The following is a 19810-nucleotide window of genomic DNA, read 5'->3' as shown; positions in this document are numbered from 1 at the left end:
CGGCGTACGACGGCGCCGGCCTCCCCCACGGGGCCGGCGCCGTCTGCCTGTGGGCGGGGGCGGTCAGGCGAGTGCCACCGCGCCGACCGCGGCGCCGTCGTACCACTCGGTCAGCCTGACCCCCGCGACCTCGTCGGCAGGCCCGTCCGGGCCGAGGACGCCGAAGCGGGCGGCGTCCTCGAGCGCGCCGACGCCGACCTTGACCAGGGCCTCCTTGCGGACCCAGAGCCTCGTGAACGGCAGCCCCGGGTCGGACTGGGCGGCGACCCAGGCCGCCTCGCGGTCGGTGAGCGTCCCGCGCGGCGGGCGCCCGGTGTGGACGGGCTCGACGTCGATGCCGCAGCGCGACGTCGCGGCGACCGCCGCCACCCGTCCCCGGGTGTGACTGAGGCTGACGTGGATCCCGTGGCCGGTGACGTACGGCCGGCCGTGGTCCTCTCCCCCGCACGTCGGGCAGCGCTGGACCAGGACGACCTCGGCGGCCCGTACGCCGAGCAGCTCGGCCGCGCACTCGCGCACCAGCACGTGCGCGGCGGCGTAGGCGGCCCGGTCGGCGGGCACGACAAGCCGGTCGCGACGGGCACGCTCGGCGTCGGTGAGCAGACCGTCGTCGACCTCCCCGACGGCCGCGAACCTCACGACCGCGGTCATCCGAGCAGCCCTGCGAGCAGCGAACCGACCTCGTCGACGACGGGCCGTCGGAGCAGCTCGCCGTGGCTGGCGGGTACGTCGACCCGGTACACCTCCCCCTCGACGTACGGCGCCCAGCCGGAGGCGTCCAGCCAGGTCTCGTCCCGCGGCGCCGCCGCCACCAGGACCGTCAGGTCGCCGGGCAGCACGCGGTGGCGCGAGGTGCGTACGATCCGGGCCGCCTCGACCACGGAGGCAAGGCAGCCCTCGAGCACTTGCTCCGGGAGCCGGCCGACGGCACTGCCCGACTCCCGCAGAAGACGTACGGCGGCGGCCCGGTCCAGCCCCTGGTTCGGCGGCGGCTCGACACCTCCGAGCCGCAGGATCCCGACGAGCGCCTCGGCCTCGGTGGGCTCGGTGAGGTGCTGCCACTGGTCGGACGGGTAGGCATCGAGGAGGACGACGGCGCCCACCTCCTGCTCCTCGCTCCGGGCCAGGGCCGCCACCTCGTGGGCGGCCATGCCGCCGAGCGACCAGCCCGCCACGTGGAACGCGCCGTCACCGACGATCGACCGGATCGCCGCGAGCTGACGCCGCGCGAGGGCGGCGAGGTCGGCGACCGGCTCGGGTCGCCCCTCGGCGATCCCCGGCGCCTGCACGCTGTAGACCCCCTGCTCGGGCGGGAGCGAGCGGAGCAGGCCGGCGTAGCACCAGCCCAGGCCACCCGCGGGCGGCAGCAGGAACAACGGCGGGCGCTCCGCACCCGGCCGGAGGGTGAGGACCTCGGCCATGTCCGGGGCGCCGTCGACGTCACCGGCGACCAGCGCCGCCAGTCCCGCGGCGGTGGGCCTCGCGAAGACGTCGGCGAGCGCAAGCGTGGCGCCGAGGTCGTCCTCGACCGCGCTCAGCAGCCGCAGGACGAGCAGCGAGTCGCCGCCGAGGGCGAAGAAGTCGGCGTGCGGGCCCACGGTGGGCCGGTCGAGGACGTCGGCGACGATCGCGCAGAGCCGCTGCTCCAGCAGGCTGCGTGGCAGGTCGTCGCCGTCGGTGTCCACGACCGGCGGGGCGGTCTCGGCCAGCCTGCGGCGGTCCGTCTTTCCGCTGGTGCCGAGCGGGATGTCGTCCACCGCGACCCAGTGGTGCGGCAGCCAGGACTCGGGCAGCCGTGCGGCGGCCGCGTCGCGCAGGGCGCGCTCGGTCTCCGCCGCGTCGGCGTCCGACGGCACGAACCACACCACGAGTCGATTCTCGACGACGCCGGCCGCGGCCGCCGCGCAGGTGGGTACGCCGGCCAGCGCCGCCTCCACCTCGCCCAGCTCGACCCGCTGGCCGCGGATCTTCACCTGGTCGTCGGTCCTCCCGAGATACCGCAGCGCGCCGTCGGGTCGCCACGCCGCCAGGTCGCCGGTGCGGTAGAGCCGGCCGTACGCCGTGTCGACGAACCGCTCCGCGGTCAGATCCGGCCGCCCGACGTACCCCTCCGCCAGTTGCACCCCGCCCAGCCACAGCTCGCCGGGCACGCCCACCGGCTGCGGGCGCAGCCGGGGATCGAGCACGTAGCACGAGGTGTTCCAGACCGGCCGGCCGATCGGGACGCTCTCCTCGCCGACCTCGCAGTCCCAGCACGTGACGTCGACGGCGGCCTCGGTCGGCCCGTACAGGTTCGTCGGCGCGACCCCGAACGCGGTTGCGCAGCCCTCGACGAGGTCGGGGGTGAGCGCCTCGCCGGACGTCACGACCGTCCTGACCGCGCCCGCGGCCACCCGCGCGCGGGCGACCCGGTCGCCCAGGAACGCGCGCAGCATCGAGGGCACGAAGTGCAGCGTGGTGACGCGCTCGTCCACGACCAGCTCGGCCAGGGCCCGGGGGTCGCGGTGCGCCCCCGGCGGCGCGACGACCACCGTCGCGCCCACCTGGAGCGGCCAGAACAGCTCCCAGATCGAGACGTCGAAGGAGATCGGCGTCTTGTGCAGCACCCGGTCGCCCTCGCGCAGCGGGAGGTGGTGCTGCATCCAGGCCAGCCGGTTGTCGATCGCTCGATGGCCGACGAGCACGCCCTTGGGGCGCCCGGTCGACCCCGAGGTGAAGAGGAGGTACGCCGGATCGTCCACGCCGGCTCCCGCGGACGTCATCCGGTCGCCTCCGCGGGAGGTCCCCATCCGCATGACGTCCGGCAGGGTCTCGGGCGTGACGACGTACGCCGCGTGCGCGTCCTCGAGCATCCCGTCGGCCCGCGCGACGGGCAGGTCGGGGTCCAGCGGCAGGTAGACGGCGCCGAGCAGCTCGATCCCGTGGACGACCTCGTAGAGCCCGAGTCCCCGCGGCAGGGCGACGCCGACGACCTCGCCCGACCCGACGCCCTTCGCGGCGAGTCCCGCGGCGACCCGCCGGGCTGCGTCCAGCAGCTCGGCGTAGCTGCGGTGCTCGCTCTCGAAGACGAGCGCCGTCGCGTCGGGCGTGCGGGCCGCCTGGGCGGCGAACCGCTCCCCCAGCGTCGCCGGCTCGCGCTCGACGGCGGTGTCGTTGAAGCCCTCGACGACCAGCGCGCGCTCGCGCGCGGTCAGGAGCGGGAGGTCGGCGACCGGCGTGCCGGCGTCGGCGGCGGCGTACGCCTCGACGAAGGCGGCGAGCCGGTCGAGGTGGAGCTCCACCTCGTCGGCGTCGTACAGCGCCGGGTTGGCGTCGATCTCGAGGCGCACCGTACGACGGCGGCCCGGGGTCCCGCGCAGGCAGACGGTGAGGTCCTCGACGGGCCCGGCAGTGAGGTTGCGGACCGTCCCGCGGCCCTCGCGACCGTCGGGGTGGGCGAGGCGTACCTCGAGCTCGAACGGCACCAGGTTGACCTGCGCACCGAACAGCTGCGCCCCGGGGTCGCGCGCCCGGAGGCGCCGGGCGAGCTCCTCCTGGCGTACGAGCGGATGGGCGCGCAGTGCCTGCTGCTCGGCGGCGGTGGCGGCGAGCGCGTCGGCGACGGTGCCGTCGGCCGGCACGGTGGCGGGCAGGACGTTCATGGCGGTGCAGACGGTGCGGGCCGACGGGAGGGTGCCGACGCCGGGCGAGCTCCGGTTCATGAGCGGCAGGCCGACGCGGGCCGCACCGAGGCCGGCCATCCGCGCGACGTAGCCGCCCACCGCGGCGGTGAAGAGGTCCGGCCACCCGACCCCGAGCCGCCGGGCGCCGGCGGCCAGCGCAGCCTGCTGGTCCTCGCTGAGCACCACGCTCCGCTTGATCGCGGCCGGAGACGGCGCCGCGGTACGACGGGCGAGCGACGAGGTCCCGGACATGGTCGCGAGCCGCGCGTCCCACGCGGCGGCGCCGTCGGGGTCGTCGGGCTCGCCCGCGACGACCTCGGCCAGCGTCGCGGCCGGCGCCGCGTCGCCTCCGTAGAGCTCGGGGTCGGCGTAGAGCTCGGCGACCCGCTTGAGCAGCTGCTGGACGCCGTACCCGTCGAGGACGACGTGGTGAGCGGCGTGGTACCACCACGACGAGCCGTCGGGCAGCCGGAGGAGCGCCGTGCGCGCGCTGTCGATCGGCTCGCCGAGGAGGTCCATCGGCCGGGCGAGGTCGGCGCGCAGCCACTCCTCGGCCTCCGCGGCCGAGCCGACCTGGACCACCCGGAGGGTCGCCCCGCGGGCGACGACCCGCTGCTGCGGGCCGTCAGGAGTGAGCCGGAAGACGGTGCGGAGCTGCTCGAACTCGTCGTACGCCGCCGCGAGGGCCGACGTCAGCAGCTCCTCGTCCACCGGGCCGGTGAGCTCGACGACCTCCGCGGTCGTGTAGCACGGGTTGTCCGGGTCGAGCTGGTGGGCGAAGAAGAGCCCCTGCTGGGCCGCGGTCAGCGGCAACCAGCCCTGCTCCGGGTCGGTCGTGTCGGGGAGGGCGCGGTCGCTCACCGAGCGAGCACCGCCCCCTGCTCACGCAGGAAGGCCACCGTCGCACGCCGGGTGAACTCGCCGAAGTCGATGTCCGCCCCCGCCTCGGCGAGGTCGTCGAGCATGTCGAAGGCCTGCAGCGAGTTGAGGCCGAGCTCGAACAGGTCGGCCCGCGGATCGGCGAACGCGCGCTCGACCACCTCCGGCGGCAGCAGCCGCGCCAGGCTGGCCCGGACCTCGGCGTCCCAGCCGCTCCCCTCGCCGCGCACGGGATCGACAGGATCGGCGGGCATGGCAGGCACGGCAGAGGCACGAGCCGACAGGGCGGCGACGACGTCGTCCGCGAGCGTGACGACGCCGCTGCAGGCCGCGATCTCGTCGAGCGCGCGGGCGTGCTGGTCGGCCCCGAAGTCGGCGACACCGTCGGCGACGACGAACGGCTGCACCTCCCGCTGGAACCCGTCGAGGGCCGTGGCGGTGATGCCGATGTGCGCGTAGACGCCGGTGAGGACCAGCTGGTCGCGCCCGGCGGCAGCGAGCCGGTCGGCGAGGTCGCTCTTGGCGAAGGCGCTGTAGCGCCGCTTCACCAGCACCGTGTCGCCTTCCGCCGGGGCGACCGGGCCGACGATGTCGGTGTGGTCGGGCTCCGCCGACATGCCCGGCCCCCACAGGTCGGCCTGCAGGCCGCGGTCGGCGTGGTCGCCGTCCTGGGCCGTGTAGAAGACCGGGACACCGGCCTCGCGGGCAGCGGCGAGGATCCGGGCGGTCGACTCCAGGGCGGTCTCGAGCGCAGGGCAGCCACCGGCGTACGGCCGGAGGAAGTAGGCCTGCAGGTCGTGCACGAGGACCGCGGCGCGGGCGGGGTCGAGCGCCCACGGCGCCCGGCTCGCCGGCAGCTCCCGCCGGGGCGGCACCGGTGCGGCGTACTCGATCAGGGTGGGCAGGGCCATCTCGTGCTCCTGTCTGGTCGGGGTCGTTCGGGACGGTGGGTCAGCGGTCAGCTCGTGGTCAGCCGTTCGCCGAGGAGGCGGCGCAGCTCGCGTCGGCTGTTCTTGCCGACGTGGGTGGCCGGGAACTCCTCGAGGAACTCGAAGGAGTCCGGGATCTTGTACGTCGCCAGCCCGCTCCCGCGGAGGTAGCCGCCGAGGTCCCGGGGCGGAGCCACCCCCGTCTCCGTGCGTACGACGGCGCAGATCCGCTCGCCGAGGTAGGGATCGGGCAGGCCGACGGCCACGGCGTCGAGGACGCCGGGGTGCGCCAGCAGGTGGCCCTCGATCTCGTCGGTCGCGATCTTCTCGCCGGCCCGGTTGATCTGGTCCTTGTCGCGCCCGGTCACGACGAGGTGGCCGGACGGGAGCCGGCGGACCAGGTCGCCGGTGCGGTAGAACCCGTCGTCGGTGAACGACGAGGCGTTCACCGCCTCGGTCCAGGTGGGCCCGCCGTAGTAGCCGCGGATGGTGTAGGGCCCGCGGGTCAGCAGGGCGCCCTGCTCGCCGTCCGGCACGTCGTCGCCGTCCTCGTCGACGACCCGCACCTCGTCGTCCGGGCTCATCGGCCGGCCCTGGGTGGTGAGGACGACGTCGTCGGGGTCGTCGTCGCGGGTGTAGTTGACCAGCCCCTCGGCCATCCCGAAGACCTGCTGGAGCCTGCCGTGCAGGACCGGCTGGACGTCTCGCGCGACGACGTCGTTGAGCTTCGCGCCGCCGACCTGGACGGTCCGCAGGCTCGACAGGTCCGGGCCGCGGCGCCGCGCGGCCGAGATCCAGGCCTGCGCGAGGGGCGGCACCAGCGCGGTGGTCGTCACCCGCTCCCGCTCGATCAGCTCGAAACCCGTGCGCGGGCTGGGGTCGTGCGCGAGGACGACGGTGCCGCCGGCGTGCAGGACGCCGAGGATGCCGGGCGAGCTCATCGGGAAGTTGTGGGAGGCGGGAAGCACGACGAGCATCACCGTCCGCTCGTCGAGTCCGCAGATCTGCGCCGAGGCCCGGACCGAGTAGAGGTACTCCGCCGCGGCGCGCGGGATCAGCTTCGAGATGCCGGTCGTGCCGCCGGAGAGCTGGAGGAAGGCGAGACTCTCCGACGTGGCGTCGCTCGGCGGCGCGGCGGGCAGCACCGCGGCCTCCGTGTCGGTCTCCCAGGTCCGTACGTCGACGAGCCTGGGCGGCTCGATGCCGCGCTCGGCCAGCCGGTCGGCGACCAGCGTGTGGAGGGCCACGGGGTCGGTCCCGCCGGCGTCGCCGCAGACCACCATCGCTGCCGCATCGGCGATCTCGCAGAACTGGGCCAGCTCGGTCTCACGGTGGGTCGGCAGCGCGAACACCGGCACGGCGCCGAGCCGGAAGAGGCCGAGTACGACGGCGGCGTACTCCACGACGTTGGGCAGCGTCACCACGACGCGGTCGCCCGGTGTGACGCCGTACGCCGTGAGGCGGCGGGCCACGAGGTCGGCCTGCTCCGCGAGCTCGGCGTACGTCCAGCGCACCTCGGCGCCGTGCGCGTCGCGGCCGACGACCGCGGTGTTGCCGGCGTAGCGCCGGGTCCGGTCGGCGACGAAGTCGGCGAACGTCTCCTCGGTCCAGTGGCCCCTCGCCCGGTAGCAGGCGCGAGCCTCCTCCGGATAGGTCGGGTAGGGCAGCGCGGGCGACCTCACAGCGCCACCTCCAGCCCGACCGCGCGGGCCATCGTGGCCAGCTTCGCGGCGGTCTCGCGGACCTCGGCGTCCGGGTCGGAGCCGGCCACGATGCCGGCGCCGGCGAAGAGCCGGAGCCGCTCGCCGTCGAGGACGCCGGCCCGGATCGTCACGGCGAACTCTCCATCGCCGTCGGCGTCGACATGCCCCACTGCCCCCGCGAGCGGACCGCGTCCACCGTCCTCGAAGGCCGTCCCCTCGAGCTCGGCGATCGTGTCGAGCGCGGCGGCGGTCGGCACGCCGCCGACCGCGGGGGTCGGGTGCAGCAGCCGGGCGAGCTGCAGCGCCGAGAGGCCGCGGCCCGGCGCGAGGCGGGCGCGGATCGGCGTGGCCAGGTGCCAGAGCGCGTCGGTGGCCAGCAGCCGCGGACGGCGCGGTGCGACGACCTCGACGCAGACCGGCTCCAGCGCCCGCACGATCGCCTCGACGACGTAGGAGTGCTCGGCGAGGTCCTTGGCGGAGTCGCGGAGCGCCTCGGCACGGGCGGCGTCCTCGTCGTCGTCGGCGGACCGCGGGACCGACCCGGCGAGCGGCGTGCTCGCGACGAGCGCCCCCCGCCGCCTGACGAGGAGCTCCGGGCTGGCCCCGAGGAGGACCGGCGCGTCGGGCGCGTCGCCGAGAGGGAGGCTGAAGACGTGGCGCCCCGGCCGCGTGGCCAGCAGCCGGCGTACGACGGCGTCCGGGTCGAGCGCCGGCCTGCTCACCACGTCGAGGCAGCGGCCGAGCACGACCTTGTCGAGCTCGCCGGTCCCGAGCCGCTTCAGGGCGGTGCGCACACGCTCGGCGTACTCGTCCTCGGTGGGGAGCGCCGCAACGGCGTGCTCGGCCTCGTCCGCCGTGCTCCGGGACCCGCGCCGCTCGGTCGCCAGCGGGAGGACGCGGTGAGCGACCCCGGGCCCGCCGGGGGCGAAGGACAGCGAGACCAGCGCCCGCTCCCCCGGCCACAGCCCGGCGACCACCCGGTCGGCCCAGGCGGCGTCGGTGCTGTCGGCGAGGCTGGTGCCGCGGAGCTCGGCCGCGGCGAAGCCGGCGTCGCCGGTGAAGACGAGCGGGGCGTCGGTCCGTGCGCCCGGCTCCGCGGTCCGTACGTCGGGGTGCAGGGCGGTCACAGCGACGCACCCCCGTCGACGTACACCTGCTGGAGGGTGACGTGGCGCGCGTCCTCGGAGAGCAGGAAGCAGACCACGGCGGCGACGTCGTCGGGGTCGGCGACCCGCCCGAGCGGGATCCCGAGGCGGTACGCCGCCGGGTCGCCCTCGAGCGCCGCGGCGCGACCGGTCTCGGGGTCCGGCCACAGGTCGCGTTGCATCGGGGTGTCGGTCGAGCCGGGCTCGACCACGTTGCACCGGATCCCGCGCGCAGCGAGCTCGAGCCCGGCGCTGCGGGTGAGGGCGGAGGCTGCCGCCTTCGACGCGGAGTACGCGAGCAGGCCCGTGCGCGGGACTCTGGCTGCGTTCGAGCTCACCACCACGACCGAGCCCCCGTCCCGCAGGTGGTGGGCGCCGGCCTGCAGGCAGTGCAGCACTCCCGCCGCGTTGACGGCGACGTGCCGCTCCCAGTCGGCCGAGGTGGTGTCGTCGAGGCCGCCCGGCACCAGGATCCCGGCGGCGCAGGCCACCGCTTCGAGCCGGCCCAGCTCGCGCGCCGCGGCCGCGAAGGCGACGCCGACCTCCGACCGCGAGGAGACGTCGACGGCCCGGTCGACGACGCCCGGCGCCCCGGCGGTGCGCGCCTCCTTGGCGGTCAGGGCCAGACCCTCGGCGTCCCGGTCGAGCAGCGCGAGGGCGGTTCCTCGGCGGGCGAGCCGGAGGGCGATCGCCCTGCCGATCCCCGAGGCGGCACCCGTCACGAGGACGCTGGCCGGGTCGGTCGTCTGCTGCTCGGCAATCATGTGACGATGATAAGGGCAGCCTTACCTAATAAGTCCACCCCAACCGGTGTGCTGAAAAGCACGAGAGCCGGCCACCCGGGCGGGGGCCGGCTGCAGAGCGCGGGTCAGCGGCCGCCGTACGGCACGCCGAGCTCGGCCAGCTTCGCCTTCCCGCCGTCGAGGGCGGTGAGCACCCACAGCCCGTCGGGGGTGAGGGTGAAGCTGTGCTCGAAGTGCGCCGACCAGCTCCCGTCGAGCGTGATGACCGTCCAGTCGTCGTCGAGCACCTCGGTCTCCTTGGTGCCGAGCGTGATCATCGGCTCCACGGCGAGCGCGAGGCCGCGCTGCAGCTTCGGCCCGCGACCGGCCCTCCCGAAGTTGGGCACGTTCGGCGGCTGGTGCATCTCGGAGCCGATGCCGTGGCCGACGTAGTCCTCGACGATGCCGTACGCCGCCCCGCCCGGCTGGCTGCGGACGTAGCCCTCCACCGCGTGGCCGATGTCGGTGACCCGGCCCCCCAGCCGCGCGGCGGCGATGCCGTGCCACATCGCCTCCTCGGTGACCCGCAGCAGCTCGGTCACCTCGGCGGGCACCTCGCCCAGGGCGACGGTGATGGCGGAGTCTCCGTGCCACCCGTCGACGATGGCGCCGCAGTCGATCGAGACGACGTCGCCGTCCTGGAGCACCCGCTCCCCGGGGATGCCGTGGACGACGACCTCGTCGACCGAGGTGCAGATCGACGCCGGGAAGCCCTCGTAGCCCTTGAACGACGGGACCGCCCCGCGTGAGCGGATCGCGTCCTCCGCGATCTCGTCGAGCTCGGCGGTCGTCATCCCGGGGCGTACGGCGCCGCGCAGGATCTCGAGCGTCTCGCCGACGACCACGCCGGCCCGGCGCATCGCCTCGATCTGCTCAGGCGTCTTGATCTGGACGCCGCGGTCCAGAAGACCCATCAGCTCTCGGGAACGATGTCGAGCTCGTCGAAGATGCGCTTGGTGACGTCCTCGACCTCGCCCATGCCGTCGATCTCGTGGACGAGACCGCGCTCCTTGTAGACGTTGATGAGCGGCTCGGTCTGCTCGAGGTAGAGCTCCTGGCGGCGCCGGATGACGTCCTCGGTGTCGTCGGCGCGACCCTCGACCTCGGCGCGCTGGAGCAGCCGCTCGACGATCTCGTCCTGGTCGACGGTGAGGACGACGACGGCGTCGAGCTGGTGGCCGGTGAACCTGATCATCCCGTCGAGCTCGTCCACCTGCGCGAGGGTCCGCGGATAGCCGTCGAGCAGGAAGCCGTGCTCCGCGTCGGGCTCGTCGATGCGGTTGCGCACCATGAGGTTGGTGACCTCGTCCGGGACGTACTCGCCGGCGTCCATGTACTTCTTCGCCTCGAGGCCCAGGGGCGTTCCCTGGGTGACGTTGGCGCGGAAGATGTCGCCGGTCGAGATCGCGGGGATGCCGAAGTGCTCGGCGATGAACTTCGCCTGGGTGCCCTTGCCGGCACCCGGCGGGCCCATGATGATCAGCCTCATCGGAGGAACCCTTCATAGTTGCGCTGCTGGAGCTGGCTCTCGATCTGCTTCACGGTGTCGAGCGCGACGCCGACCATGATGAGGATCGACGTACCGCCGAACGGGAAGTTCTGGTTCGCGTTGATCAGCGCCAGCGCGATCAACGGGATGAGCGCGATCAGACCGAGGTAGAGCGAGCCCGGCAGCGTGATGCGGGACAGGACGTAGGACAGGTAGTCCTCGGTCGGCTTGCCCGCCCGGATCCCGGGGATGAAGCCGCCGTACTTCTTCATGTTGTCGGCCACCTCGTGCGGGTTGAAGGTGATCGACACGTAGAAGTAGGTGAAGAAGACGATGAGCAGGAAGAAGACCGCCATGTAGAGCGGGTGGTCACCGCGTACGAAGTAGGTGTTGATCCAGTCGACCCACGTGGCGCTGCTGTTGGAGTTGAACTGCGCCGCCATGGCGGGAAGGTACAGCAGCGAGCTGGCGAAGATGACCGGGATGACGCCGGCCTGGTTCACCTTGAGCGGGATGTAGGTCGAGCTGCCGCCGAACATGCGGCGGCCGACCATGCGCCGGGCGTACTGGACCGGGATGCGCCGCTGGGCCTGCTCGATGAAGATGACCGCGGCGACGATCGCGAGGCCGACGATGGTGACGAGCCCGAAGGTCCACCAGCCGTGGTCCTGCTTGACGGCCCACATCGTCGCGGGGAAGGTCGCGACGACCTGGGTGAAGATCAGGATCGACATGCCGTTGCCGATGCCGCGCTCGGTGATGAGCTCGCCGAGCCACATGATGACGGCGGTCCCGGCGGTCATGGTGACGACCATGACGAGGAAGGTCTTCGTGCCGCTGTCGTGCAGCAGGCTCTCGTTGCAGCCCTGCAGCAGGTTGCCGGAGCGCGCCAGCGCGACGATGCCGGTCGCCTGCAGCAGCGCGAGGCCGAGCGTGAGATAGCGGGTGTACTGGGTGATCTTCGTCTGCCCCGACTGGCCCTCGTTCTTCAGGGCCTCGAGGCGGGGGATCACGACGACGAGGAGCTGCAGGATGATGCTCGCGGTGATGTAGGGCATGATGCCGAGCGCGAAGATCGTCAGCTTCAGCAGCGCGCCGCCGGAGAACAGGTTGACCAGATTGTAGAGCCCCTGGCTACCGCCCGACTTCACCCCGTTGATGCACTCCTGGACGTGGGCGACGTCCACACCGGGGGCAGGGATCTGCGAGCCCGCCCGGAAGATCACGATGATCATCAGGACGAACAAGAGTTTCTTGCGCAGATCCGGAGTCCGGAACGCGGATGCGAACGCGCCAAGCACGAGAAGTTCCTCTTTCGACAATCAAGTTTCGCAGGTGTCCTTGCGACGCCTGCGAAGCCCCGCGCAGCCTAACAGGCCACCTATGAGAGAAGCGCGGACGGTGCCCCGTGAGGGGCTCCCGTCCGCGCTCCCAAGCGATCGGAATACAGCAACGATCCGGTACGGCGTACGTCAGCGAACCGTGACGGTTCCGCCGGCGGCCTCGATCTTCTCCTTGGCGGAGTTCGAGAAGGCGTCGGCGCTGACCTCGACCTTGACGGTGAGGTCGCCCTGGCCGAGCACCTTGACCGGGTGGCCCTTGCGGACCGCGCCCTTGTCGACCAGAGCCTCGGGGGTGACGGCGCCGCCCTCGGGGAACAGCTCGCTGATCTTGTCGAGGTTGACCACCTGGAACTCCACCTTGAAGGGGTTCTTGAAGCCCTTCAGCTTGGGGAGCCGCATGTGGATCGGCATCTGGCCGCCCTCGAAGCCGACCGGCACCTGGTTGCGGGCCTTGGTGCCCTTGGTGCCGCGGCCGGCGGTCTTGCCCTTCGAGGCCTCACCGCGACCCACGCGGGTCTTCGCGGTCTTGGCGCCGGGGGCCGGACGGAGGTGGTGAAGCTTGAGCGTCATGTCAGTCGACCTCCTCGACCGTCACGAGGTGACGGACGGTGTTGACCATGCCCCGGATCTCCGGGCGGTCCTCCTTGACGACCACGTCGCCGATCCGCTTGAGACCGAGCGTGCGCAGGGTCTCGCGCTGGTTGCGCTTCAGACCGACGAGGCCCTTCTTCTGCTGGACCTTCAGCTGTGCCATCAGGCCGACACCTCCTCCGAGGTCCCGGCCGGGACCTCGACGCGCGCCTTCAGCAGCGCGGCCGGGGCGATGTCCTCGACGGCCATGCCTCGACGGGCCGCGACCGACTCAGGCTGCTCGAGCTGCTTGAGGGCCTCGACCGTCGCGTGGACGATGTTGATCTGGTTGGACGAGCCGAGCGACTTGCTCAGCACGTCGTGGATGCCGGCGCACTCCAGGACGGCGCGCACCGGGCCACCGGCGATCACACCGGTACCGGGGGCGGCCGGGCGAAGGAGGACGACACCGGCCGCCTTCTCGCCCTGCACCGGGTGCGGGATCGTGCCCTGGATGCGCGGGACGCGGAAGAAGTGCTTCTTCGCCTCCTCGACACCCTTGGCGATCGCCGCGGGAACTTCCTTCGCCTTGCCGTAGCCGACGCCGACCAGACCCTCACCGTCGCCGACGATCACGAGGGCGGTGAAGCTGAAGCGACGACCACCCTTCACGACCTTCGCGACACGGTTGATCGCAACGACGCGCTCGATGTAGGCGGTCTTCTCAGCGCCCTGGCCGCGACGGTCGTCGCGACCTCGGCGCTCGCCACCACGCTGTCCGCGCTGGGCTCCGCTCATCAGACTTTCCTCTACTCTCTGTCGATCTCTTGCGATCAGAAGGTCAGACCGCCGTCGCGCGCGCCCTCGGCGAGCGCGGCGACACGGCCGTGGTACTTGTTGCCGGCCCGGTCGAAGACCACGGCCTCCACACCGGCGGCCTTGGCGCGGGAGGCGACGAGCTCGCCGACCTGCTTGGCCTTGGCGGTCTTGTCGCCCGCGGCGGCACGCAGGTCCGCCTCGATGGTCGAGGCCGAGGCCAGCGTCTTGCCGGCCAGGTCGTCGACGATCTGCGCCGTGATGTGCTTGGCCGACCGGGTGATGACGAGGCGCGGACGCTCCGGCGTACCGTGCAGCTTCTTGCGGCCGCGGACCTGACGGCGCAGGCGCGAGCGGACGCGGGAAGCGGTGTGCTTGTTGTTGGACAGCGAGATGGCCATGGTCACTTACCAGCCTTTCCGACCTTGCGGCGGATGTTCTCGCCGGCGTAACGGACGCCCTTGCCCTTGTAGGGCTCCGGCTTGCGCAGCTTGCGGATGTTGGCCGCGACCTCACCGACCTGCTGCTTGTCGATGCCCTGGACGCCGAACCTGGTGGGGCCCTCCACCGTGAAGGTGATGCCCTCGGGGGCGTTGTAGGTGATCGGGTGCGAGTAGCCCAGCTGGAACTCCAGCGTGGTCGGGCCCTTCGACAGGACGCGGTAGCCGACGCCCACGATCTCGAGCTTCTTCTCGTAGCCCTCGGTCACGCCGACGACCATGTTGTTGATCAGGGTGCGGGAGAGGCCGTGGAGGGCCCTGCTCTCGCGCTCGTCGTCGGGGCGCTTCACCTCGAGGACGCCCTCGCCCTGCTCCACCGTGATCGGCGACGCGACGGTGTGCGACAGGGTGCCCTTCGGGCCCTTCACGGTCACCACGGCGCCGTCGATCGCGACGTCCACGCCGGTCGGGACCGGGACAGGAAGCTTGCCAATGCGCGACATGTTCTTCTGCTCCTCTCTCGGTCTCTCGTCACCAGACGTAGGCGAGGACTTCCCCACCCACGCCCTTCTGGTTCGCCTGGCGGTCGGTCAGCAGGCCCTGGCTCGTCGAGATGATCGCGACGCCGAGGCCGCCCAGCACCTTCGGGAGGCCGGTGTGCTTGGCGTAGACGCGCAGACCGGGCTTGCTGATGCGGCGTACGCCGGCAATCGAGCGCTCACGGTTGCGGCCGTACTTCAGGGTGATGGTGAGGGTCTTGCCCACCTGGCCCTCGGCGGGGTCGGCGACCTCGTACTTGGTGATGTAGCCCTCCTGCTGGAGGATCTCCGCGACGCCCGCCTTGAGCTTGCTGTAAGGCATGGTCACAGCGTCGTGGTACGCCTGGTTGGCGTTGCGCAGACGGGTCAGCATGTCTGCGATCGGGTCAGTCATCGTCATGGCCGGATGGCCCTTTCTCGTCGTGGTTTCGCGCCGGCCCGCGGCCGGGCGACCTTCAACGTCAGTGAGTGGATTACCAGGAGGACTTGGTCACGCCGGGGAGCTCGCCGCGGTGGGCCATCTCGCGCAGGCAGATGCGGCACAGGCCGAACTTGCGGAAGACGGCCTTCGGGCGGCCGCAGCGCTGGCAGCGGGTGTAGCCCCGCACCGCGAACTTGGGCTTGCGGGCGGCCTTGACCTTGAGCGCGGTCTTCGCCATCAGTTGCTCTCCTTGAACGGGAAGCCGAGCGCCTTGAGCAGCGCGCGACCCTGGTCGTCGTCGGTGGCCGTCGTCACGAGGGTGATGTCCATACCCCGCGAGCGGTCGATCTTGTCCTGGTCGATCTCGTGGAACATGACCTGCTCGGTGAGACCGAAGGTGTAGTTGCCGCGGCCGTCGAACTGGTTCGGGTTGAGACCGCGGAAGTCACGGATGCGCGGCAGGGCGAGGGTGAGCAGCCGGTCCAGGAACTCCCACATGCGGTCGCCGCGGAGCGTGGTGTGCGCGCCGATCGGCATGCCCTCGCGCAGCTTGAACTGCGCGATCGACTTCCGGGCCTTGGTCACCAGCGGCTTCTGGCCGGTGATCGCGGTGAGGTCGCGGACGGCGCCGTCGATCAGCTTGGAGTCGCGAGCCGCCTCGCCGACGCCCATGTTGACCACGATCTTGGTCAGGCCGGGGATCTGCATGACGTTCTTGATCTCGAACTGCTGCTGCAGAGCCGGCGCGATCTCCTCGCGGTACTTGGTCTTCAGACGCGGCGCCGGACGCTGGGTCAGGGTCTCGGTCATGTCAGATTTCCTTACCGGTCTTGCGGGAGATGCGAACGCTCCGCTCGGCGGCGTACGTCGAGCCGTCGGGACGGCGCTTGGTGACGGTGTCGCGGCGGAAGCCGACGCGGACGGTCTCGCCGTCCTCGAGCAGCATCACGTTGGACACGTGGATCGGGGCCTCGGTCGTGACGATGCCGCCGGTCGTGCCGGCGCGGCCGCCCTGGTCCTGCACCTTGGTGTGCTTCTTGACCCGGTTGACGCCCTCGACGATGACGCGGTCCTCGGACGGGATGACGGCGATGACCTTGCCCTCGGCGCCCTTGTCCTTGCCCGCGATCACCTTGACGGTGTCGCCCTTCTTGATGTGGCTCTTACCCATGGCTCAGAGCACCTCCGGCGCGAGCGAGATGATTCGCATGAACTTCTTGTCGCGCAGCTCGCGGCCCACCGGGCCGAAGATGCGGGTGCCTCGCGGCTCGCCGTCGTTCCGGAGGATGACGGCGGCGTTCTCGTCGAAGCGGATGTAGGAACCGTCGGGACGACGGCGCTCCTTGACGGTGCGCACGACGACGGCCTTGACGACGTCACCCTTCTTGACGTTGCCACCGGGGATCGCGTCCTTCACGGTGGCGACGATGGTGTCGCCGATGCCGGCGTAGCGACGCCCCGAGCCGCCGAGAACGCGGATGCAGAGGATCTCCTTGGCACCCGTGTTGTCGGCGACCTTGAGTCGCGACTCCTGCTGGATCATTACTTCTCCTTGTCGAGCCGGTTCTCATCCGCTCCTGCGGCGGATGAGCCTTGCCGAACTGGTTAGGCCCCTGAATCGGGATTGGTGGCGGGCGGAGGGCCTGCGGATCAATGATCCGCGGGCCCGCCGACCTGGGTCAATTTCGCGGCGTACGCCGCCGGCTCACTTGGCCTTCTCGACGATCTCGACGAGCCGCCACCGCTTCGTCGCCGACAGCGGCCGGGTCTCCATGACCAGGACGCGGTCGCCGATGCCGGCGGTGTTCTGCTCGTCGTGCGCCTTGAGCTTGCTCGTACGACGCATGACCTTGCCGTAGAGCGCGTGCTTCACGCGGTCCTCGACCTCGACCACGATGGTCTTGTCCATCTTGTCGCTGACGACGAGGCCCTCGCGAACCTTGCGGGTGTTGCGCTCGGTCGCAGTCTGCTCGCTCATGCGGCACCATCCTCGTTGCTCGCGCCCGGGGCGGTGCGGATGCCGAGCTCGCGCTCGCGCACCACCGTGTAGATCCGGGCGATGTCCTTCTTGACCGTGCGCAGCCGACCGTGGCTCTCGAGCTGGCCGGTGGCCGCCTGGAAGCGGAGGTTGAACAGCTCCTCCTTGGCCTCGCGCAGCTTCGCCTCGAGGTCGACGTCGTTGAGCTCGTCGAGCTCGTGCGCCTTCAGGGAGTTCGCCATCAGAACTCACCAGCCTCTCGCGTGATGAAACGGCACTTCATGGGGAGCTTGTGGATCGCGCGGCGCATCGCCTCGCGGGCCACGTCCTCCGGGACACCGGAGAGCTCGAACATGACACGGCCGGGCTTGACGTTGGCGACCCACCACTCGGGGGAGCCCTTACCGGAACCCATGCGGGTCTCGGCCGGCTTCTTCGTCAGCGGGATGTCGGGGTAGATGTTGATCCACACCTTGCCACCACGCTTGATGTGACGGGTCATGGCGATACGGGCCGACTCGATCTGCCGGTTGGTCACGTAGTGACCCTCGATCGCCTGGATGCCGAACTCACCGAAGGCCAGCCGGGTGCCACCCTTGGCCGCGCCGGTGCGCTTCGGGTGGTGCTGCTTGCGGTGCTTGACGCGACGGGGCATCAGCATGACGGTCAGCCCTCCTGGTTTTCTGCGGGGGTGGTGGCGACCGACGTGTCGCCACCGGCCGGAGCCTCGGTCACCGCCGGGGCGTCGGCGCCGCGGGAGCCGCGGTCGGCGCGACCCGGACGGTCGCCGCGCGAGCCGCGGTTCGGACGGTCGCCGCGACCGCGGCGCTCGCCGCGACCGGGGACGCCCGCACGGGCGGCGGCCTGGGCCTGGCGCTCGGCCCGGGAGCCGGACACCTCGCCCTTGTAGATCCAGACCTTCACGCCGATCCGGCCGAAGGTCGTACGGGCCTCGTAGAAGCCGTAGTCGATGTCGGCGCGCAGCGTGTGCAGCGGGACGCGGCCCTCGCGGTAGAACTCGGTGCGCGACATCTCGGCGCCGTTGAGGCGGCCCGAGCACTGGATCCGGATGCCCTTGGCACCCGAGCGCATCGTGGTCTGCATCGCCTTGCGCATCGCGCGACGGAACTGCACGCGGCCGGACAGCTGCTCGGCCACACCCTGGGCGACCAGCTGGGCGTCGACCTCGGGGTTCTTGACCTCGAGGATGTTCAGCTGGACCTGCTTGCCGGTGAGCTTCTCGAGCTCGCCGCGGATGCGGTCGGCCTCGGCGCCGCGACGGCCGATCACGATGCCGGGACGCGCGGTGTGGATGTCCACCCGGACGCGGTCACGCGTGCGCTCGATCTCGACCTTGGCGATGCCGGCCCGCTCCATGCCCTTCGAGAGCAGCTTGCGGATGGCGACGTCCTCGCCGACGTACGACTTGTAGAGCTTGTCGGCGTACCAACGGGACTTGTGGTCCGTCGAGATGCCGAGGCGGAAGCCGTTCGGGTTGATCTTCTGGCCCATTACTTGTTGCCACCCTTCTTGGCCACGGCGTCAGCGGGCTGGACGACCAGCGTGATGTGGCTGGTGCGCTTGTTGATGCGCGTCGCGCGGCCCTGGGCACGCGGACGCCAGCGCTTCATCGTCGGGCCCTCGTCGACCATGGCAGCGGAGATCACCAGGTCGCCGCGCTCGAGACCCTCGGTGGTCTCGGCGTTGGCGATGGCGCTCTCCAGCACCTTGTAGACGGTCTCCGAGGCGGCCTGCGGCGCGAAGGCCAGCAGCGACAGCGCCTCGTCGACGGGCAGGCCGCGGACCAGGTCGACGACCCGGCGGGCCTTCAGCGGGGTGATCCGCACGTAGCGGGCACTCGCGAAGGCACCCGGCTGGTCGCCGAGCAGCGACTCGCGGCGGGCGCTAGCGCGCCGGCGCTCAGTAACGCTCATTTGCTCGTTATCTCCAGTTTCTCCAGGTTGGGAGCGCCCCGCCTCAGCGGCGGCGGCCCTTCCGGTCTTCCTTCACGTGACCCTTGTAGGTGCGGGTCGGGGCGAACTCGCCCAGCTTGTGGCCGACCATCGCGTCGGTCACGAACACCGGGACGTGCTTGCGGCCGTCGTGCACCGCGATCGTGTGGCCGATCATGGTCGGCACGATCATCGACCGGCGCGACCAGGTCTTGATGACGTTGTGGGTGCCCTTCTCGTTCTCGGCGTCGACCTTCTTCTGCAGGTGGTCGTCGACGAACGGGCCCTTCTTCAGGCTGCGAGGCATGGCGGTTACTTCCTACCCTTCCCGCTCTTGCGGCGGCGGATGATCATCGAGTCGGAGGCCTTGCGCTTGCGCGTACGACCCTCGGGCTTGCCCCAGGGCGAGACCGGGTGGCGACCACCGGAGGTCTTGCCCTCACCACCACCGTGCGGGTGGTCGACCGGGTTCATGACGACACCGCGGACGGTGGGCCGCTTGCCCTTCCAGCGCATGCGGCCGGCCTTGCCCCAGTTGATGTTCGACTGCTCGGCGTTGCCGACCTCGCCGACGGTGGCGCGGCAGCGCACGTCGACCCAGCGCATCTCGCCGGACGGCATCCGCAGCGTGGCGCGGCTGCCCTCGCGGGCGACCAGCTGGGCGCTGTTGCCAGCCGAGCGGGCGATCTTGGCGCCGCCGCCGGGGCGGAGCTCGACGGCGTGGATCGTCGTGCCGACCGGGATGTTGCGGAGCGGCAGGTTGTTGCCGGGCTTGATGTCGGCGGTCGGGCCGGACTCCACGACGGCACCCTGAGCGAGGTCCTTCGGCGCGATGATGTAGCGCTTCTCGCCGTCGGCGAAGTGGAGCAGGGCGATGCGGGCGGTGCGGTTCGGGTCGTACTCGATGTGAGCGACCTTGGCCGGCACGCCGTCCTTGTCGTAGCGACGGAAGTCGATCAGCCGGTAGGCGCGCTTGTGGCCACCGCCCTGGTGACGGGTGGTGATGCGGCCCTGGTTGTTGCGGCCGCCCTTCTTGGCCAGCGGGCGCGTCAGCGACTTCTCGGGGGTCGTCCGGGTGATCTCGACGAAGTCGGCCACCGAGGAGCCACGACGGCCCGGGGTGGTCGGCTTGTACTTGCGGATAGCCATCTGTCTTCTTCCT

At 71.6% G+C, this 19810-nt stretch carries 26 protein-coding genes; all 26 read right to left on the bottom strand.

Going from position 1 to position 19810, the window contains the following annotated elements:
* Positions 1–63 precede the first annotated feature (63 nt).
* The 26 genes from ABLE53_RS10165 to rplB all read right to left on the bottom strand — a co-directional run bounded on the left by ABLE53_RS10165 (position 64) and on the right by rplB (position 19797).
* On the bottom strand, positions 64–651 hold the full coding sequence (locus ABLE53_RS10165) for a 4'-phosphopantetheinyl transferase family protein (RefSeq protein WP_348858746.1): 588 nt from the start codon (positions 649–651) through the stop codon (positions 64–66).
* Positions 648–4523, bottom strand: a complete 3876-nt coding sequence (locus ABLE53_RS10160; protein ID WP_348858745.1) for an amino acid adenylation domain-containing protein — start codon at positions 4521–4523, stop codon at positions 648–650. Before ABLE53_RS10160 ends, ABLE53_RS10165 begins: the two co-directional genes overlap by 4 nt.
* Positions 4520–5452, bottom strand: coding sequence for an isochorismatase family protein (locus ABLE53_RS10155; RefSeq protein ID WP_348858744.1), 933 nt, complete (start codon positions 5450–5452; stop codon positions 4520–4522). Before ABLE53_RS10155 ends, ABLE53_RS10160 begins: the two co-directional genes overlap by 4 nt.
* 47 nt (positions 5453–5499) lie before the next feature.
* Positions 5500–7152 (bottom strand): (2,3-dihydroxybenzoyl)adenylate synthase, encoded by a 1653-nt coding sequence (locus tag ABLE53_RS10150; RefSeq protein ID WP_348858743.1) that lies wholly within the window; start codon positions 7150–7152, stop codon positions 5500–5502.
* Positions 7149–8300, bottom strand: a complete 1152-nt coding sequence (locus ABLE53_RS10145) for an isochorismate synthase (protein WP_348858741.1) — start codon at positions 8298–8300, stop codon at positions 7149–7151. Before ABLE53_RS10145 ends, ABLE53_RS10150 begins: the two co-directional genes overlap by 4 nt.
* Positions 8297–9082 (bottom strand): SDR family oxidoreductase, encoded by a 786-nt coding sequence (locus ABLE53_RS10140; RefSeq protein WP_348858740.1) that lies wholly within the window; start codon positions 9080–9082, stop codon positions 8297–8299. The genes ABLE53_RS10145 and ABLE53_RS10140 overlap by 4 nt, the downstream gene beginning before the upstream one ends.
* Before the next feature lie 104 nt (positions 9083–9186).
* The gene (gene map / locus ABLE53_RS10135; protein ID WP_348858739.1) at positions 9187–10014 is read right to left on the bottom strand and encodes a type I methionyl aminopeptidase; all 828 of its coding nucleotides are present in this window, start codon (positions 10012–10014) and stop codon (positions 9187–9189) included.
* Positions 10014–10589 carry an adenylate kinase gene (locus ABLE53_RS10130; protein ID WP_348858738.1) on the bottom strand — a complete coding sequence of 192 codons (576 nt, stop codon included), beginning with the start codon at positions 10587–10589 and terminating at the stop codon, positions 10014–10016. Before ABLE53_RS10130 ends, map begins: the two co-directional genes overlap by 1 nt.
* Positions 10586–11890, bottom strand: a complete 1305-nt coding sequence (gene secY / locus ABLE53_RS10125) for a preprotein translocase subunit SecY (RefSeq protein ID WP_348858736.1) — start codon at positions 11888–11890, stop codon at positions 10586–10588. Before secY ends, ABLE53_RS10130 begins: the two co-directional genes overlap by 4 nt.
* Before the next feature lie 171 nt (positions 11891–12061).
* The gene (gene rplO, locus ABLE53_RS10120) at positions 12062–12502 is read right to left on the bottom strand and encodes a 50S ribosomal protein L15 (protein WP_348858735.1); all 441 of its coding nucleotides are present in this window, start codon (positions 12500–12502) and stop codon (positions 12062–12064) included.
* Between the two features lies 1 nt (position 12503).
* The gene (rpmD, locus tag ABLE53_RS10115; protein ID WP_348858734.1) at positions 12504–12686 is read right to left on the bottom strand and encodes a 50S ribosomal protein L30; all 183 of its coding nucleotides are present in this window, start codon (positions 12684–12686) and stop codon (positions 12504–12506) included.
* Positions 12686–13300, bottom strand: coding sequence for a 30S ribosomal protein S5 (gene rpsE / locus ABLE53_RS10110; protein ID WP_348858733.1), 615 nt, complete (start codon positions 13298–13300; stop codon positions 12686–12688). The genes rpmD and rpsE overlap by 1 nt, the downstream gene beginning before the upstream one ends.
* Positions 13301–13335: 35 nt before the next feature.
* Positions 13336–13719 carry a 50S ribosomal protein L18 gene (gene rplR, locus ABLE53_RS10105; RefSeq protein WP_348858862.1) on the bottom strand — a complete coding sequence of 128 codons (384 nt, stop codon included), beginning with the start codon at positions 13717–13719 and terminating at the stop codon, positions 13336–13338.
* A 2-nt stretch (positions 13720–13721) separates the two neighbouring features.
* A complete protein-coding gene (gene rplF / locus ABLE53_RS10100; RefSeq protein ID WP_348858732.1) occupies positions 13722–14261 on the bottom strand; it encodes a 50S ribosomal protein L6 in 540 nt (179 codons plus the stop codon).
* Between the two features lie 28 nt (positions 14262–14289).
* Positions 14290–14697 (bottom strand): 30S ribosomal protein S8, encoded by a 408-nt coding sequence (rpsH, locus tag ABLE53_RS10095; protein ID WP_348858730.1) that lies wholly within the window; start codon positions 14695–14697, stop codon positions 14290–14292.
* Positions 14698–14770: 73 nt separating this feature from the next.
* Complete coding sequence (locus ABLE53_RS10090) at positions 14771–14956, bottom strand: type Z 30S ribosomal protein S14 (RefSeq protein ID WP_017932844.1); 186 nt, start codon at positions 14954–14956, stop codon at positions 14771–14773.
* On the bottom strand, positions 14956–15528 hold the full coding sequence (gene rplE, locus ABLE53_RS10085) for a 50S ribosomal protein L5 (RefSeq protein WP_425474856.1): 573 nt from the start codon (positions 15526–15528) through the stop codon (positions 14956–14958). Before rplE ends, ABLE53_RS10090 begins: the two co-directional genes overlap by 1 nt.
* Position 15529: 1 nt before the next feature.
* Complete coding sequence (rplX, locus tag ABLE53_RS10080) at positions 15530–15889, bottom strand: 50S ribosomal protein L24 (protein WP_348858729.1); 360 nt, start codon at positions 15887–15889, stop codon at positions 15530–15532.
* Positions 15890–15892: 3 nt separating this feature from the next.
* Complete coding sequence (gene rplN / locus ABLE53_RS10075) at positions 15893–16261, bottom strand: 50S ribosomal protein L14 (RefSeq protein ID WP_348858728.1); 369 nt, start codon at positions 16259–16261, stop codon at positions 15893–15895.
* A gap of 162 nt (positions 16262–16423) precedes the next feature.
* On the bottom strand, positions 16424–16696 hold the full coding sequence (rpsQ, locus tag ABLE53_RS10070) for a 30S ribosomal protein S17 (RefSeq protein ID WP_348858727.1): 273 nt from the start codon (positions 16694–16696) through the stop codon (positions 16424–16426).
* Positions 16693–16938 (bottom strand): 50S ribosomal protein L29, encoded by a 246-nt coding sequence (gene rpmC / locus ABLE53_RS10065; protein WP_348858725.1) that lies wholly within the window; start codon positions 16936–16938, stop codon positions 16693–16695. Before rpmC ends, rpsQ begins: the two co-directional genes overlap by 4 nt.
* Complete coding sequence (rplP, locus tag ABLE53_RS10060; protein ID WP_348858723.1) at positions 16938–17357, bottom strand: 50S ribosomal protein L16; 420 nt, start codon at positions 17355–17357, stop codon at positions 16938–16940. Before rplP ends, rpmC begins: the two co-directional genes overlap by 1 nt.
* Before the next feature lie 5 nt (positions 17358–17362).
* Positions 17363–18208, bottom strand: a complete 846-nt coding sequence (rpsC, locus tag ABLE53_RS10055; protein ID WP_348858722.1) for a 30S ribosomal protein S3 — start codon at positions 18206–18208, stop codon at positions 17363–17365.
* Positions 18208–18630, bottom strand: a complete 423-nt coding sequence (gene rplV, locus ABLE53_RS10050; RefSeq protein ID WP_348858721.1) for a 50S ribosomal protein L22 — start codon at positions 18628–18630, stop codon at positions 18208–18210. Before rplV ends, rpsC begins: the two co-directional genes overlap by 1 nt.
* A 43-nt stretch (positions 18631–18673) precedes the next feature.
* Complete coding sequence (rpsS, locus tag ABLE53_RS10045; RefSeq protein ID WP_348858720.1) at positions 18674–18955, bottom strand: 30S ribosomal protein S19; 282 nt, start codon at positions 18953–18955, stop codon at positions 18674–18676.
* A 5-nt stretch (positions 18956–18960) separates the two neighbouring features.
* Positions 18961–19797 (bottom strand): 50S ribosomal protein L2, encoded by an 837-nt coding sequence (rplB, locus tag ABLE53_RS10040; RefSeq protein WP_348858719.1) that lies wholly within the window; start codon positions 19795–19797, stop codon positions 18961–18963.
* Positions 19798–19810 lie beyond the last annotated feature (13 nt).

The organism is Nocardioides asiaticus (assembly GCF_040049175.1).
GTDB lineage: Bacteria > Actinomycetota > Actinomycetes > Propionibacteriales > Nocardioidaceae > Nocardioides > Nocardioides cheoyonin.
This window is presented reverse-complemented; position numbering and strand designations above follow the sequence as displayed.

What these genes read in the sequence shown, in the direction of transcription:
- ABLE53_RS10090 (WP_017932844.1), bottom strand. Translation starts at nt 14,956, where the DNA reads ATGGCGAAGACCGCGCTCAAGGTCAAGGCCGCCCGCAAGCCCAAGTTC.
- rplF (WP_348858732.1), bottom strand. Translation starts at nt 14,261, where the DNA reads ATGTCGCGCATTGGCAAGCTTCCTGTCCCGGTCCCGACCGGCGTGGAC.
- rplO (WP_348858735.1), bottom strand. Translation starts at nt 12,502, where the DNA reads ATGACGCTCAAGCTTCACCACCTCCGTCCGGCCCCCGGCGCCAAGACC.
- ABLE53_RS10155 (WP_348858744.1), bottom strand. Translation starts at nt 5,452, where the DNA reads ATGGCCCTGCCCACCCTGATCGAGTACGCCGCACCGGTGCCGCCCCGG.
- rplR (WP_348858862.1), bottom strand. Translation starts at nt 13,719, where the DNA reads ATGGCCATCTCGCTGTCCAACAACAAGCACACCGCTTCCCGCGTCCGC.
- rplB (WP_348858719.1), bottom strand. Translation starts at nt 19,797, where the DNA reads ATGGCTATCCGCAAGTACAAGCCGACCACCCCGGGCCGTCGTGGCTCC.
- rplE (WP_425474856.1), bottom strand. Translation starts at nt 15,528, where the DNA reads ATGACCGAGACCCTGACCCAGCGTCCGGCGCCGCGTCTGAAGACCAAG.
- ABLE53_RS10140 (WP_348858740.1), bottom strand. Translation starts at nt 9,082, where the DNA reads ATGATTGCCGAGCAGCAGACGACCGACCCGGCCAGCGTCCTCGTGACG.
- rplV (WP_348858721.1), bottom strand. Translation starts at nt 18,630, where the DNA reads ATGAGCGTTACTGAGCGCCGGCGCGCTAGCGCCCGCCGCGAGTCGCTG.
- rplX (WP_348858729.1), bottom strand. Translation starts at nt 15,889, where the DNA reads ATGGGTAAGAGCCACATCAAGAAGGGCGACACCGTCAAGGTGATCGCG.
- rpsC (WP_348858722.1), bottom strand. Translation starts at nt 18,208, where the DNA reads ATGGGCCAGAAGATCAACCCGAACGGCTTCCGCCTCGGCATCTCGACG.
- rpmD (WP_348858734.1), bottom strand. Translation starts at nt 12,686, where the DNA reads ATGGCACAGCTGAAGGTCCAGCAGAAGAAGGGCCTCGTCGGTCTGAAG.
- rplP (WP_348858723.1), bottom strand. Translation starts at nt 17,357, where the DNA reads ATGCTGATGCCCCGTCGCGTCAAGCACCGCAAGCAGCACCACCCGAAG.
- rpsS (WP_348858720.1), bottom strand. Translation starts at nt 18,955, where the DNA reads ATGCCTCGCAGCCTGAAGAAGGGCCCGTTCGTCGACGACCACCTGCAG.
- rpsQ (WP_348858727.1), bottom strand. Translation starts at nt 16,696, where the DNA reads ATGAGCGAGCAGACTGCGACCGAGCGCAACACCCGCAAGGTTCGCGAG.
- ABLE53_RS10165 (WP_348858746.1), bottom strand. Translation starts at nt 651, where the DNA reads ATGACCGCGGTCGTGAGGTTCGCGGCCGTCGGGGAGGTCGACGACGGT.
- map (WP_348858739.1), bottom strand. Translation starts at nt 10,014, where the DNA reads ATGGGTCTTCTGGACCGCGGCGTCCAGATCAAGACGCCTGAGCAGATC.
- rplN (WP_348858728.1), bottom strand. Translation starts at nt 16,261, where the DNA reads ATGATCCAGCAGGAGTCGCGACTCAAGGTCGCCGACAACACGGGTGCC.
- rpmC (WP_348858725.1), bottom strand. Translation starts at nt 16,938, where the DNA reads ATGGCGAACTCCCTGAAGGCGCACGAGCTCGACGAGCTCAACGACGTC.
- ABLE53_RS10130 (WP_348858738.1), bottom strand. Translation starts at nt 10,589, where the DNA reads ATGAGGCTGATCATCATGGGCCCGCCGGGTGCCGGCAAGGGCACCCAG.
- rpsH (WP_348858730.1), bottom strand. Translation starts at nt 14,697, where the DNA reads ATGACGATGACTGACCCGATCGCAGACATGCTGACCCGTCTGCGCAAC.
- rpsE (WP_348858733.1), bottom strand. Translation starts at nt 13,300, where the DNA reads ATGAGCGGAGCCCAGCGCGGACAGCGTGGTGGCGAGCGCCGAGGTCGC.